This is a genomic window from Rahnella sp. CG8, assembly GCF_023701875.1.
GTDB classification, from domain to species: Bacteria; Pseudomonadota; Gammaproteobacteria; order Enterobacterales; family Enterobacteriaceae; genus Rahnella; species Rahnella aceris.
Genome location: NZ_JABAED010000017.1, coordinates 1 through 12,382 on the forward strand (window position 1 = coordinate 1; position 12,382 = coordinate 12,382).

General features: G+C 46.8%; 11 protein-coding genes and 1 pseudogene. 10 read left to right on the plus strand and 2 right to left on the minus strand.

All coding sequences use genetic code 11. The features are described from left to right. Positions 1 to 506: 506 nt before the first annotated feature. Positions 507 to 911, plus strand: a pseudogene (locus HGO41_RS16195) (phage integrase central domain-containing protein); the annotation flags it as partial. A gap of 332 nt (positions 912 to 1,243) precedes the next feature. Here the strand turns inward: HGO41_RS16195 and HGO41_RS16205 are convergent. Beyond that, positions 1,244 to 1,591 (minus strand): DUF6404 family protein, encoded by a 348-nt coding sequence (locus HGO41_RS16205; RefSeq protein WP_013576740.1) that lies wholly within the window; start codon positions 1,589 to 1,591, stop codon positions 1,244 to 1,246. Between the two features lie 352 nt (positions 1,592 to 1,943). On the opposite strand from HGO41_RS16205, the gene HGO41_RS16210 reads away from it, so the two are divergent. From HGO41_RS16210 to HGO41_RS16230, 5 genes are all read left to right on the plus strand, one after another. Beyond that, entirely contained in the window at positions 1,944 to 2,261 is a 318-nt protein-coding gene (locus HGO41_RS16210; RefSeq protein ID WP_015690325.1) for an ArsR/SmtB family transcription factor, read from the plus strand. Continuing rightward, positions 2,258 to 2,788, plus strand: a complete 531-nt coding sequence (locus HGO41_RS16215; RefSeq protein ID WP_013576742.1) for a rhodanese family protein — start codon at positions 2,258 to 2,260, stop codon at positions 2,786 to 2,788. Before HGO41_RS16210 ends, HGO41_RS16215 begins: the two co-directional genes overlap by 4 nt. Positions 2,789 to 3,204: 416 nt before the next feature. Further along, positions 3,205 to 3,342 (plus strand): AlpA family phage regulatory protein, encoded by a 138-nt coding sequence (locus HGO41_RS16220; protein WP_081481102.1) that lies wholly within the window; start codon positions 3,205 to 3,207, stop codon positions 3,340 to 3,342. Between the two features lie 266 nt (positions 3,343 to 3,608). Beyond that, complete coding sequence (locus HGO41_RS16225; protein ID WP_013576743.1) at positions 3,609 to 6,476, plus strand: glycosyl hydrolase family 18 protein; 2,868 nt, start codon at positions 3,609 to 3,611, stop codon at positions 6,474 to 6,476. A 355-nt stretch (positions 6,477 to 6,831) separates the two neighbouring features. Further along, positions 6,832 to 7,611, plus strand: coding sequence for an ABC transporter substrate-binding protein (locus HGO41_RS16230; protein ID WP_013576744.1), 780 nt, complete (start codon positions 6,832 to 6,834; stop codon positions 7,609 to 7,611). 190 nt (positions 7,612 to 7,801) lie between these two features. On the opposite strand, the gene HGO41_RS16235 is transcribed toward HGO41_RS16230, so the two are convergent. After that, complete coding sequence (locus HGO41_RS16235; RefSeq protein ID WP_013576745.1) at positions 7,802 to 8,584, minus strand: DeoR/GlpR family DNA-binding transcription regulator; 783 nt, start codon at positions 8,582 to 8,584, stop codon at positions 7,802 to 7,804. Positions 8,585 to 8,862: 278 nt separating this feature from the next. Between HGO41_RS16235 and gatZ the strand changes: the two genes are divergently transcribed. From gatZ to HGO41_RS16255, 4 genes are all read left to right on the plus strand, one after another. Beyond that, positions 8,863 to 10,158, plus strand: a complete 1,296-nt coding sequence (gene gatZ, locus HGO41_RS16240; protein WP_250981211.1) for a tagatose-bisphosphate aldolase subunit GatZ — start codon at positions 8,863 to 8,865, stop codon at positions 10,156 to 10,158. Next, positions 10,151 to 10,633 (plus strand): PTS galactitol transporter subunit IIA, encoded by a 483-nt coding sequence (gene gatA, locus HGO41_RS16245; protein WP_013576747.1) that lies wholly within the window; start codon positions 10,151 to 10,153, stop codon positions 10,631 to 10,633. Before gatZ ends, gatA begins: the two co-directional genes overlap by 8 nt. A 75-nt stretch (positions 10,634 to 10,708) precedes the next feature. Continuing rightward, positions 10,709 to 10,993, plus strand: a complete 285-nt coding sequence (gene gatB, locus HGO41_RS16250) for a PTS galactitol transporter subunit IIB (protein ID WP_013576748.1) — start codon at positions 10,709 to 10,711, stop codon at positions 10,991 to 10,993. Positions 10,994 to 10,996: 3 nt separating this feature from the next. Then, positions 10,997 to 12,364, plus strand: a complete 1,368-nt coding sequence (locus HGO41_RS16255; RefSeq protein ID WP_112150849.1) for a galactitol-specific PTS transporter subunit IIC — start codon at positions 10,997 to 10,999, stop codon at positions 12,362 to 12,364. The last annotated feature ends 18 nt before the right edge of the window (positions 12,365 to 12,382 follow it).

The following is a 12,382-nucleotide window of genomic DNA, read 5'->3' on the forward strand; positions in this document are numbered from 1 at the left end:
TGGCGAAATGGAAAATGTGAAGGTAAACAAACCGACATTACTAACTGACGGTTGTATCTAATCCTGGGGGCAGGTCAATAAGACTCGAAAACTGCAAGTTCATTTAATGTGCAGACCATCAACTCGTCACTTATAGTGAACTGATTTCATCTACTAATCACCGCATAACTAACTGTTTATTATAATCATTAATGCAAAAGTGAACACTGTGACCAGTTTTTCTATAAATCTTTTTGTATCGCGTAGGCTAGTCAGAGGCACCCTACTCAAAGCGTTCAAAATATGAACATAACGAAGTACGATTATCTGCATTGGTATACGTTTAGGTATACACCACAAACCTGAATTCGTAATTAACTAGTTAAAACATTAAGTTAACTAATTTCCTCAACTTCCCCCAGCCCACCAAATAATGATCCGGTTATTACCAGATAAGTCCGGAGAAGTCCTGAAAGCCCGCATCCCTTCTAGGTTTGCGGGCTTTTTTGTGTCTGTAGAAGTCCGAGATCGAGAACATTCCTGTTCAGGAGCTGAAAGCATGCACACTTATTCAGGTGTTAGAGCCAATCAAAGCACGTGGAGCGTTAGAAGCTGTCGGAAGGTTAGTTCAGCGCATCAATGAGATAATGATTTATGCGGTGAATGTGGGATTGATTGAGGCGAATCCAGCTTCAGGTATAGGTAATGCTTTCGAACGCCCGAAGAAGCAGCACATGCCTACAATACGCCCTGCAGAAGCCTCAGCAATAGCTTGGTCAGAGACCGATATCGAGAACAAGCAGTAGTGTATTCCAGCGGAACGTATGAAGGCAAAACGTGATCATATAGCCCCTCTCTCAGAACAAGCTTTAGAGCTGCTGGAAATCATGCCTCCAATTAGCGGGAATCGTCAGCACGTTTTCCCTAGCCGAAAGGTCGGGCTGTGCCGCAAACGTTGAAAGAGTATGAGATTGAATTCTTGAAGAAAAAGACCAATCCGGGTCTGCAAACCAATCTGATCTTAAGTGAAGACTGCGAGACAGACTGGTTGCCAATGTGCGACATCAAGAATGCTTAAAAAGAAACCGGCTCAGGCCGGTTTTTTTCATTGAGAAGTAGTAACTGGTCACTTGAAGTGATGAGTTATAGACAGTTCAGGGCAAACCAATTACCACATAACATAAATGAAATTAAACAAAAAAAAGTGAAAGCTGTGAACAGTTTTTATATAAATCTTTTTTCTGATGTTCAAATTGTTGCCTTCTTAGAGGCTCTTCCAGTCAGGCAACTTGTTGGACCGCTTGCGCCAATAGTGGAATAACGCCATGAATAAACCAAACAGCAAACCGGCAAAGAGGGCGATGAATACCGCATGCAATACGCTGAAGCCTTGATTTTTCCAGATAGTGAACCACATGAAAATGCCCCATATAGGGCTGTACCAGGCGGCGAAGAACATCGTATTAAGCCAGAAAGGGGCAAACGGAGGCGGTGGCATTTTACTCCCCATTTTCCAAAACAAGCGTAAGATGGGGGGCGCATAATTGCTCCGCCACATCTTTTTATTTTCCATCAGGTCTATTGCCTTTTTCTTCTTTTCTTCAAATACCATCATCCGACTCCTTTCATTAGATACCAATAAAGACTTTCTAATAATATGCCTTATTCAACGTAAGCCATTAGAGTGAAATAAACTAAACACTCAGCCTCCTATATCAGAATCAGAGCAGCCGACATCATCGTGAAAAGCACCTCAATAATCGGTTCAAACCGGAATTTTGCATTTTTTGGCCAACGGTTCATTGTAAGTGACCAGTTAGGGCAATCTCATCACCATTTAACCATTTGAAAAATAAAGTAAACACATAGTGGACAGTTTGAGCATTTTATTCATAAATCTTTTTTTGCTCTACGCCTGCATTTGATTTAGACTTTACTTAAATTAGATAAACCTGAAATAACATATGAAAAATACTGACCTTGAATTTTTGCAAGATAGCGCGGCTCAGGCGACCAGGCTTCTCAAGTCCATGAGTAACGTTAACCGACTATTGATTCTTTGTACTCTCATTGACTCACCGGGAACTTCAGCAGGTAATCTAAGTAAACTGACAGGATTAAGTCCTTCAGCCACATCGCAGCACCTGGCGAGAATGAAGGAAGAGGATTTGATTGAATGTTCCATAGATGAGCAACGAAGAAATTATTTCATTAAAAATGAATCGATTAGAAAAGTTATCGCAACGTTAAAGGACATTTACTGCCCTGAGGATTTGAAATGAGCACAAGAACTGTAAGTCCTGCAGAAGCACATGAACTCATGAAAAATGGCAGCACTCTGATCGACATTCGGGAGCCTGCTGAATTTCTTCGAGAGCACGTTCCTGGAGCTATCTCTTTTCCACTATCCGATATTTTGTTGGGGAAAAAAATCAAGGACCTGCCTGTAAATCATCCTGTTATTTTTCACTGTTTGGCGGGTTCACGCACAGCTCAAAATGAAGATGCACTGGTCAGAACAGCAGACCCGGCAACGGTTTTATTGTTGTCTGGCGGCATTAATGCCTGGAAAAGTGCAAATCTTCCGACGATTGAAGACAAGAAGTATCCTCTTCCAATCATGAGGCAAGTTCAGATTGTAGCTGGAATACTTATCCTCGCAGGGGTATTGATGGGATACGCAATAGATGAAAGCTTCTTTCTATTGTCGGGATTCGTCGGTGCAGGCCTGCTTTTTGCTGGTGTAAGTGGTTGGTGCGGAATGGCAGTTTTGCTTTCCAAAATGCCATGGAACAAGCTTAAAAATTAAAGATTGGGTATACGTTTAGGTATACAAACAAAAATTGAATTCAATTTTTTACGGAAACCCGGCAATGACTGGACAAGCTGGAGTGAATGAAAGTTACACGCTGAAAAAAGGTCCGTCGGGGTGAATTCATCAGTGAGCTGTTCTGATAAAAGCTGAATATCAGTATTTTCATAGTCCAACATGGACCTCACTGATTCCCATGGCGTATTTTGTACCCAATCTGGTATGATCCCACGTACATCGTCGAAGCTTTTAATCAAAAAACCGTAAGTTCCTTTGAAATTAATTTTCATTAAAATAAAAAATTAAGTACTTGCGGCTTTCAATAAAAAAATGAGAAAGCAAAAATATTTTTAAAAACCACCACATCCCTAATCTTCCTGCATCCAAACCAATATGATTCAGGAGAATAAGCCATGACATCATCTAATGTTAAGGTTCTCCGCTTACCCGCTGTCGCGCTCAAAATGGGTCTTTCCAGATCCACAATTTATGACCGGATGAACCCAAAACCTCCCCGCTTTGGCCCAACGTTTCCAAAAACAAGGTCTTGAGGGAGTCAGTTGGTGGGATGGCGAGAGGCTGATCGTGAGTTCAGCCCCCCCCAATAATCACATTTATTTATAATTGGCAGCCAAAACATTTATTTAAATGATGCGAGTACCTTTATTATTTAAATACACATGATTAAGGGTAAGTTTAATTTACTCATTCTTAATATATAATTAAATACTATGCAAATAATGCAAATGATATAAAGGCGCGTATTTCTTGTATCCTTGTTAATAAACGAGTTTATAGACAAATTAGGAAGTCACCTATGCGCTTAAATAAATTAACTAAAGCAATCCTGTTTTCTGCTATTGGATTCCCAATAATTTCGTCTGCCGCCACTGTGACGGCAAGCGATCAGACTAACACCTTCTCCGGCCTCGATTACTCAATGATGATCACCAAAGATGGTGGTCACACCTGGACTGCGTATACCAACGCATCGCAAAACAACTTCCCAGGTACTGTCTTAGCGCAAGTCGCGCCAAAACAGGAACTGGCTATTATTTCTGAGGATTACGATCCAAACCGCACCTATAAAGGCGGCGATACCGTTCGCTTCCTGGGATACTACTGGACTGCACAATGGTGGGTTGACCAGGGTATTAGCCCGGGAACCGATCCAGTATGGGTATCCGGTGATGCTATTAACATCAAGCCTTACATCAGCTTCCAGTTCACGCCGTATACCGGCCAGGACGCTATCGATCTGCAGAACCGTGAAAAAGCCAACGTAGCTGCACAGCGTAAAGTGATTGGTTACTTCCCGGAATGGGGCGTGTATGAAGCCCATAACTTCTTTACCCCTGATAAAGTGGACTACTCTGGTCTGACCCACCTGAACTACGGTTTTGCGGTGGTGAAAAACGGTGTGGTGACCATGCATGACACCGATAAAGCCCCAGGACTGATTAAAGACCTGGATAAACGGACTGAAGCGGCCAACGTGGCGCATATGATTTCTGTCGGTGGCTGGAATAACTCCCAGGAAGGTGTCTTCGAAGCGGCAACCGCCACGGATGCAGGTATTGAGAAACTGGCCAACAGCATGGTCAGCTACATGGCACAATGGCATTTCGACGGCCTCGACATTGACTGGGAATATCCGAATACCGAAGCTGAGAAAAACCAGTTCACTAAACTAATCCAGTCGCTGCGTACCAAACTGGATGCGCAAGGTCTGAAAGATGATAAGTATTATCAACTTTCTGCGGCGGTCACCACTAATCACAACAACATTCAGTTCATCAACCCGGCGGTAACCACGCCATTGCTGGATAGCGTGAACGTGATGGCGTATGACATCCACGGTGCCTTCGATCCGCTAACCGGTCATAACGCACCGCTGTATGAAAACAGCCATGATGAAGATAAAGATCTGAACGTGGCTGACACCATGACGGCCTATGTCGAAACCTGGAATGTGCCGAAAACCAAGCTGATGATGGGAATCCCATATTATGGTCGTGGCTGGGGCCATGTGCCGGGTACAGAACTCATTCCTGGTTTGCCGGGCATGTTTAACACCGGCGCGGCAACCGTAAAAGGTGCATGGGATGATGCGGATCAGTTTACAGGTACCAACCCGTGGTATGTGCTCAAGCAAAAACTGGCCAGTGGCGAATACACGCGCTATTGGGACCCAGAGTCACACGTTCCGTATCTCTACAGCAAAACCAAGCAAGAATTCCTGACCTATGACGATCCGCAGTCCATTGATGAAAAAGTAGATTACATTCTCGATCAGGGCTTCGGTGGTGCGATCCTGTGGGATATCAGTGGCGATACTCCGGAACACGAACTGGGTAATATCGTTAAAGAAGTGAAAAACACGCCGCTTCCGGATGATTCCGATGTCCCAGTACCAGATGAAGATCCGGTTATCGATAAGACCGATCTGAAAGCTATTCTGGTCAGCGTGGATGATGGTCAAACACGTGTTTACATGAATCTCGATTCCAGCAAAATTACGAGTGGCACGGCATATACAGCCTATGTTGACGGGAAATATCTTTTCGGCACAGAAGGCACTCACTATTACTACAGCAACAAGAAAAGTTTAGGTAAAGAAGCTTCATTCCGTACAGGGGATGTTGAAAGCCGCCTGGCAGTAGGTTCTGTCATTTCGGTCAAACGTGAGTACCCGAATCAGGCTGTTCTTGGTCAGATTACGGTCACGCAGGATATGCTCGACGGTAATAACCCGGTGATCTCTGATGGCAGCGTGAAGTCGATGAGTGTGTCGAAAATCAATAACGTGCCGTATATTTTCGTTGATTTTGATAAAGAAAAACTCCACAGCGCAGATGGTTCTTCTTATGTTGCTAAAATCGTTAATGATAGCAAGAGAGGCAACTATATTTTCAACTGCGATAATGGCAAATGTGATTACAGTACCGAGACTGTAGATGGCGCTATTTCACACGTTAAGTCGGATGAAAAAGACATTTCTATCGGTGAAACCATTGTCATTCAGCGTGTGTCACCTAATCCGGCAGTTGTGGCCCAAATGGTGGTCACCAGCTTTGAGCCAGAACCGCAGCCAGAACCGCAGCCAGAGCCTGTGACCGGTCTTAAAGTCACCCTGTTCCAGAACGCTGGTTATACTGGCGATAGCCTGGAAGTCACTGGGGACATCGATTGCTTAAACGGTGTTAAGATGAAAAACGGTACTGACGCCAATGATCAAGTGTCGTCCTTTACGATACCAGAAAGTTCGTTGGGGGTGCGTTTATTCACAGAATGTCAATTCAAAGGAACTTCGAACCTATTTCCATCTTCATCTCAATATGATCTGACCAGGTATCTCAGCGAAATGAACAAAGCAGTCTCCTCTGTTCAGGTCGTTAAAGCAGAAGCTCGTGAAGCAAGCTATGATCGTGGCGGGTTCTTACAGATTTACGGGGATATTCCACGGCTCAGCGCCGAAAAAAGGGGCGATTATAGAGATACTTACGATAATGTCATCTCCCAAATAGAGGTTGCTGAGGGTTATACCGTCCGCCTGTATTCTGAGCGTGACTATCAAGGGTCTTATGTTGATGTGAAGTCAGGTCAAAAGATTCCCGACCTTAGCGCAGTGTCATTTGATAACAAAGCCTCTTCATTAAAAGTCTTCATCGATAAAGCCAAGTAATCTTCCATGAACGGTCTTTGACAATGTCATCTTAAGTCAAATGCAGACCTTCAATCGCCTTTACTCCTGTGGGTAAAGGCGATTTTTTTGCCTGATATCTTCAGACATTGGAATATTTATCCTGTTGTTTTTAAGAATAAACGCAGCCCCTCTGCCGCTATAGACCCGGTAAAACCCTCGCTTACTCTGCCCAAAAACCAATACCCCCTATGTCACGCTAATGACCATTTTGACGATAAGATTGGCGCTTGACCCTAGATATCGCAATCGTCATATTCAAAATATGAATAATTCCTTTACCCTCGCCGCAGCCGGGCGGGGGTTTGTTTTTATTGGGCACCACCGGAGAACAATTGTGAATAAAATCCCCTTGCTGATCATCGCGGCATTATCGGCCACCAGCGGGCTGGCACATGCGGAGACGACATTGCGTTTCGGTGTGGATCCGTCATTTCCACCTTTTGAATCAAAAGCGCCAGATGGCAAGCTGGTCGGTTTTGATATCGATTTAGGTAACGCCATTTGTCAGCAGGCAAAAGTGAAATGTGAGTGGGTCGAAACCGCCTATGACGGCATTATCCCGGCGCTGAATGCTAAAAAGTTTGATGCGGTACTTTCTGCAATGTCCATGACACCAAAACGTAAAACGCAGGTCACTTTCTCCGACATGCTTTACCACGTACCAAGTGTGCTGATCGCGAAGAAAGGGAGCGGCCTGCAACCCACAGCCGATTCACTGAAAGGAAAAACGGTGGGTGTTGCTCAGGGCACTACGCAGGAAGCCTACGCCCAGGGCGAATGGCAGAAAAAAGGCGTGGATGTGGTTTCCTATCAGAATCAGGATTTCGTGAATCAGGATCTGGCATCAGGTCGCATAGACGTGACGCTGACCAATGCCGCCGCCGCAGAAACGGGCTTCCTGAAAACCCCGGAAGGCACAGGTTATGCCTTCGCCGGGGAGCCATTAAACGACACCCGTTATTTGGGTGAAGGCACGGCCATCGGACTGCGTAAGGATGATCAGGCACATCTGACACTGATCAATAATGCACTGGCAGAAATACACAAAAACGGCACTTATAAGACGCTGGAAAAGAAATACTTCACCTTTGAAGTTTATAACAAAAAATCCTGATTACTTTTCCGTCGCCGCAGGGATCTTGCTCTGCGGCCTTTTTTGAATACCGCTTCCACTTATCAATAGCTGTTACTGAAACAGATAAAAATTTTCTTGCGCGTCTGCGCAACCCTCTGTTCTGCCAGTATCTTTTAATCATCATCGGCCATAAAGTCAGCACAGGTTGAAGCCAGAAACCGGATAAAGATTAAACAACAATAATCTCTGTCGATGTTTGTTGGAGCGCCTGCTGCACATCATCGCTGATAGCGGAGTCAGTAATGATGGTGTCGATTTTTTCCATAGGCAGCACCAGGTTATATCCGCGTCGGCCAAATTTAGTGGAATCAGTCACCACGACAACACGCTGAGCGGCATCAGCCATAATACCGCTGATACTATAGCCTTCATTAAATGTGGTGATCCCTGTGGCCGCGTCGAGGCCATCAGCGCCGACAAACATGAGGTTAGCGACGATGCCCTGCAACGCATATTCCGTGATGTTGCCATGTAGCGAGCGCGTTTTGTGGCGTAGTGTTCCGCCGCAAACGACCAGAGTGATATCCGGGTTTTCTGATAATACAAACGCAGCCGGTAAGTTGTTAGTAATGACAGTGATATCACCCGCTTTCACTAACTCCTCAGCCAGCAGCATGGTCGTGCTGCCACTGTCGAGGATCACGGTATCCCCCGGTTTAACCAACCCCGCGGCGGTCTGAGCAATGCGTTTTTTCGGGTCGCTGGCGTGAAGATAACGCTCTTCCAGAACCATTTCATCCAGTGGTTTTTCGTGACCAGGCGTTTCCTTTGCGATCCACTTTGCCGCCCCTCCGTGAAAACGACTGAGCGCACCTTTTTGTTCCAGCAAACTCAAGTCTGACCGAATTGTCACCTCTGAAACTTCGAAAGCAGTCGAAAGGTCAGTGACCAGAACACTGCCATTTTCATTCACTAAATCAATGATTTTATTGCGACGTTCATAAGTATTCATTATGAGTAATCCGAAAGGTCATATTCCTCACAGTGTAAACAAAAGGCACCTTAATGAGGAGTAAAAATTCCCTGCGCTGTGAAGCATAGCAACTCCGCATGTGCCTTTGCTGCATTCTCAGACGTTATCTTTTCAATCCCCGAGATGCCCCTAAAACGAAAGAAAACGAATGCAATAAACTTACGAAACATTTCGATCGCCATCACATAATGCAGAAAACGCTATTGTTTGCCTTTCGGAAAGGTATGATCCTCTTCGGAAATAAACGGAGGCATAAAATGAAAGACATTATTGCTAAACACAAGACAGGCGAAAGGATCGGGATCTGCTCAGTATGCTCTGCGCACCCGCTGGTGATTGAAGCTGCATTACGGGAAGACTTACACACTGGCCGAAAAGTGCTCATCGAGGCAACCTCCAACCAGGTAAATCAGTTTGGCGGCTATACCGGCATGCTGCCAATTGATTTTCGCGATTTCGTTCTCGCCATTGCCGAGAAAATCGGATTTCCATTACAACGTCTGATCTTAGGGGGCGATCATCTGGGGCCAAACTGCTGGCAGCACGAAAACGCCGAAACAGCGATGGCAAAAGCACAAGAGCTTATCGCGCGTTATGTCGAAGGCGGATTCAGCAAAATTCATCTGGATGCATCCATGTCCTGTGCAGACGATCCTGTTCCTCTGGATCCTTTCGTCGTGGCTCAGCGCGCGGCGCGTTTATGTCAGGTCGCAGAAGAAGTGGCAACTGCACAGCAGAAAGCGTTGCTGACCTATGTCATCGGTACTGAAGTTCCGGTTCCAGGCGGTGAGTCATCGGCGATTCAGCACGTTCATGTCACTGAAGCCAAAGATGCAAAAGCGACTCTGGATATGCACCATCAGGCATTTCGTGAACTCGGGCTCAATGATGCCATAGATCGGATCGTCGCCATCGTGGTTCAGCCCGGCGTTGAATTCGATCACAGCCGCGTGATTCACTATCAGTCTGATCTTGCTCAGGATCTGTCAGCTTATATTGCGACTACACCGCTGGTTTATGAGGCACATTCCACCGATTACCAGACCCGTGATTCCTACCGCAACCTGGTGAAAGATCACTTCGCTATCCTGAAAGTGGGTCCCGCGCTGACTTTCGCTTTGCGGGAAGCCGTCTTTGCCCTGGCCAACATTGAACAGGTATTGATTGCGCCCGAATGCCGTAGCCAGATCCTCACGGTCATTGATGGCGTCATGCTGGATGAACCCGGTTACTGGAAAAAGTATTACAACCCAACATTCAGCCTTTCGCTTATCGATCTGCATTTCAGCTTATCCGATCGAATTCGCTACTACTGGCCTCATACACGCATCAACCGGGCGATGGACGTTTTAATGGCCAACCTGCGTTCAACAGATATCCCGCTTGGTCTGCTGAGCCAATATCTTCCTGCTCAGTTTGAACGGGTGATGAACGGCGAACTCGCCAGCGATCCGCATGAACTTATCATCGATAAAATTCAGGACGTTTTACGCGCATATCACTTCGGCTGCACGCCGTTGCAAACGACATGCGAAGGAGCCTGCCATGCATAATTGCGAAATCTTCGTCAAAACAGGTATCAGCTTTGCGGATTATCACGAAGCACTCATGCATATCGGTGAGCGCATGGTGCAGGAGGGCGTGGTGGAATCGACGTATCCGCAGGCGCTGGTCAATCGCGAGGCTGAATATCCCACCGGCATTCAGCTTGAACACCACGCCGTCGCCATTCCTCATTGCGAAGCCACCCATGCCCGCAGCCCGGCCATTTATCTGATCAGGCCAGATACAGCGGTGGAATTCTTTCAGGCTGATGATGAGGGAACGATTCCCGCGACACTCATTATTGCCCTGATTGTCACTCATCCTTCTGAACAGCTGATGTTGTTACGTCAGTTATTCAGCCAGCTACAGGATCCTGTTTTTTTCGAAAGCTTACTGACAGCGCCTGAAGAACAGCTATCCGCGCTTTTTGAACGGCACATTTTTATCCCGGCACCTGAGAAACGATCCGCCGTTTGTACCTGAAAATGTTCTCAGCAATAAACCCGACGTCTTACCTAAAAAAATAATATTTAAAACAATCTGTTAAGGAGCCTTACCGTGAAGCGAAAAATTATAGTCGCCTGTGGCGGAGCCGTTGCCACCTCTACGCTGGCAGCGGAGGAAATCAAAGAATTGTGTGAGGCGCATGGCATACATGTGGATCTCGTTCAGTGCCGGGTAACGGAAATCGAAACCTATATGGACGGTGCCCATCTGATTTGTACCACCGCCAAAGTTGACCGGACATTTGGCAACATTCCGGTGGTGCACGGCATGCCGTTTATCTCCGGCGTGGGTATGGATACGTTACGTCAGCAAATACTGACCCTGTTACAGGAGTAAGTCATGTTTACCGACATCATGCGCTACATCCTCGATCTCGGCCCGACAGTCATGCTGCCTGGGGTGATCATCGTTTTCTCTCTGATATTAGGGATGAAACTGGGGGATTCATTTAAATCTGCGATTCATATTGGTATTGGCTTTGTCGGGATCGGTCTGGTCATTGGCCTGATGCTCGACTCCATCGGCCCTGCGGCAAAAGCCATGGCAGAGCATTTCGAAATTAACCTGCAGGTCGTCGATATTGGCTGGCCGGGCTCGTCGCCAATGACCTGGGCATCACAAATCGCGCTGGTCGCTATTCCGATTGCGATCGGTGTGAACATCGTCATGTTGCTGACGCGTATGACACGTGTCGTCAATGTGGATATCTGGAATATCTGGCACATGACTTTCACCGGTGCCATGTTGCACCTCGCCACCGGTTCTTACTGGCTGGGGATCATGGGGGTCGTTTTGCATGCGGCATTCATCTACAAGCTGGGCGACTGGTTTGCAAAGGATACGCGTGACTTCTTTAATCTGGACGGTATTGCCATCCCCCATGGTTCCTCGGCGTATCTCGGCCCGATTGCGGTACTGGTTGATACCCTCATTGAGAAGATCCCAGGGCTGAACAAAATTCACTTCAGCGCTGATGATGTGCAAAAGCGTTTCGGTCCGTTCGGTGAACCCGTCACCGTCGGTTTCGTGATGGGGCTGATTATTGGTTACCTCGCGGGATACGACGTCAAAGGCGTATTGCAGCTGGCCGTTAAAACCGCTGCGGTTATGCTTCTGATGCCACGAGTCATCAAACCGATAATGGACGGTTTAACGCCCATTGCCCGCCATGCCCGTACACGTCTGCAAGCCCGCTTTGGTGGACAGGAGTTCCTGATTGGTCTGGATCCGGCTTTATTACTCGGTCATACCGCCGTTGTTTCAGCCAGCCTGATTTTTATTCCTCTGACAATCCTTATCGCCGTGCTTGTCCCGGGAAATCAGGTCTTGCCATTTGGTGACCTCGCCACTATCGGCTTCTTCGTTGCCATCGCGGTGGCCGTGCATCAGGGCAACCTGTTCCGCACGCTGATTTCGGGTTGCATCATCATGAGCATCACACTGTGGATAGCGACGCAGACCATTGATTTACATACCCAACTGGCTGCAAATGCGGGTGCACTCACGGCTGGAGGAAGAGTAGCTTCAATGGATCAGGGCGGCTCGCCGATCACGTATTTACTCATCCAACTTTGCACGCTCAAAAACGTCGCCGGGCTCACCATCATCGGCGTTATTTACGCCATCGGTGTATTCCTGACATGGCGTCGCGCCCGTCAATTCACACAAACAGAAAAGCGGGCAGCCGCTTCACTGGCTAACTCTTAACTTTTCATCCCGGCGGGG

What these genes read in the sequence shown, in the direction of transcription:
- HGO41_RS16205 (WP_013576740.1), bottom strand. Translation starts at nt 1,591, where the DNA reads ATGGTATTTGAAGAAAAGAAGAAAAAGGCAATAGACCTGATGGAAAAT.
- HGO41_RS16210 (WP_015690325.1), top strand. Translation starts at nt 1,944, where the DNA reads ATGAAAAATACTGACCTTGAATTTTTGCAAGATAGCGCGGCTCAGGCG.
- HGO41_RS16215 (WP_013576742.1), top strand. Translation starts at nt 2,258, where the DNA reads ATGAGCACAAGAACTGTAAGTCCTGCAGAAGCACATGAACTCATGAAA.
- HGO41_RS16220 (WP_081481102.1), top strand. Translation starts at nt 3,205, where the DNA reads ATGACATCATCTAATGTTAAGGTTCTCCGCTTACCCGCTGTCGCGCTC.
- HGO41_RS16225 (WP_013576743.1), top strand. Translation starts at nt 3,609, where the DNA reads ATGCGCTTAAATAAATTAACTAAAGCAATCCTGTTTTCTGCTATTGGA.
- HGO41_RS16235 (WP_013576745.1), bottom strand. Translation starts at nt 8,584, where the DNA reads ATGAATACTTATGAACGTCGCAATAAAATCATTGATTTAGTGAATGAA.
- gatZ (WP_250981211.1), top strand. Translation starts at nt 8,863, where the DNA reads ATGAAAGACATTATTGCTAAACACAAGACAGGCGAAAGGATCGGGATC.
- gatA (WP_013576747.1), top strand. Translation starts at nt 10,151, where the DNA reads ATGCATAATTGCGAAATCTTCGTCAAAACAGGTATCAGCTTTGCGGAT.
- HGO41_RS16255 (WP_112150849.1), top strand. Translation starts at nt 10,997, where the DNA reads ATGTTTACCGACATCATGCGCTACATCCTCGATCTCGGCCCGACAGTC.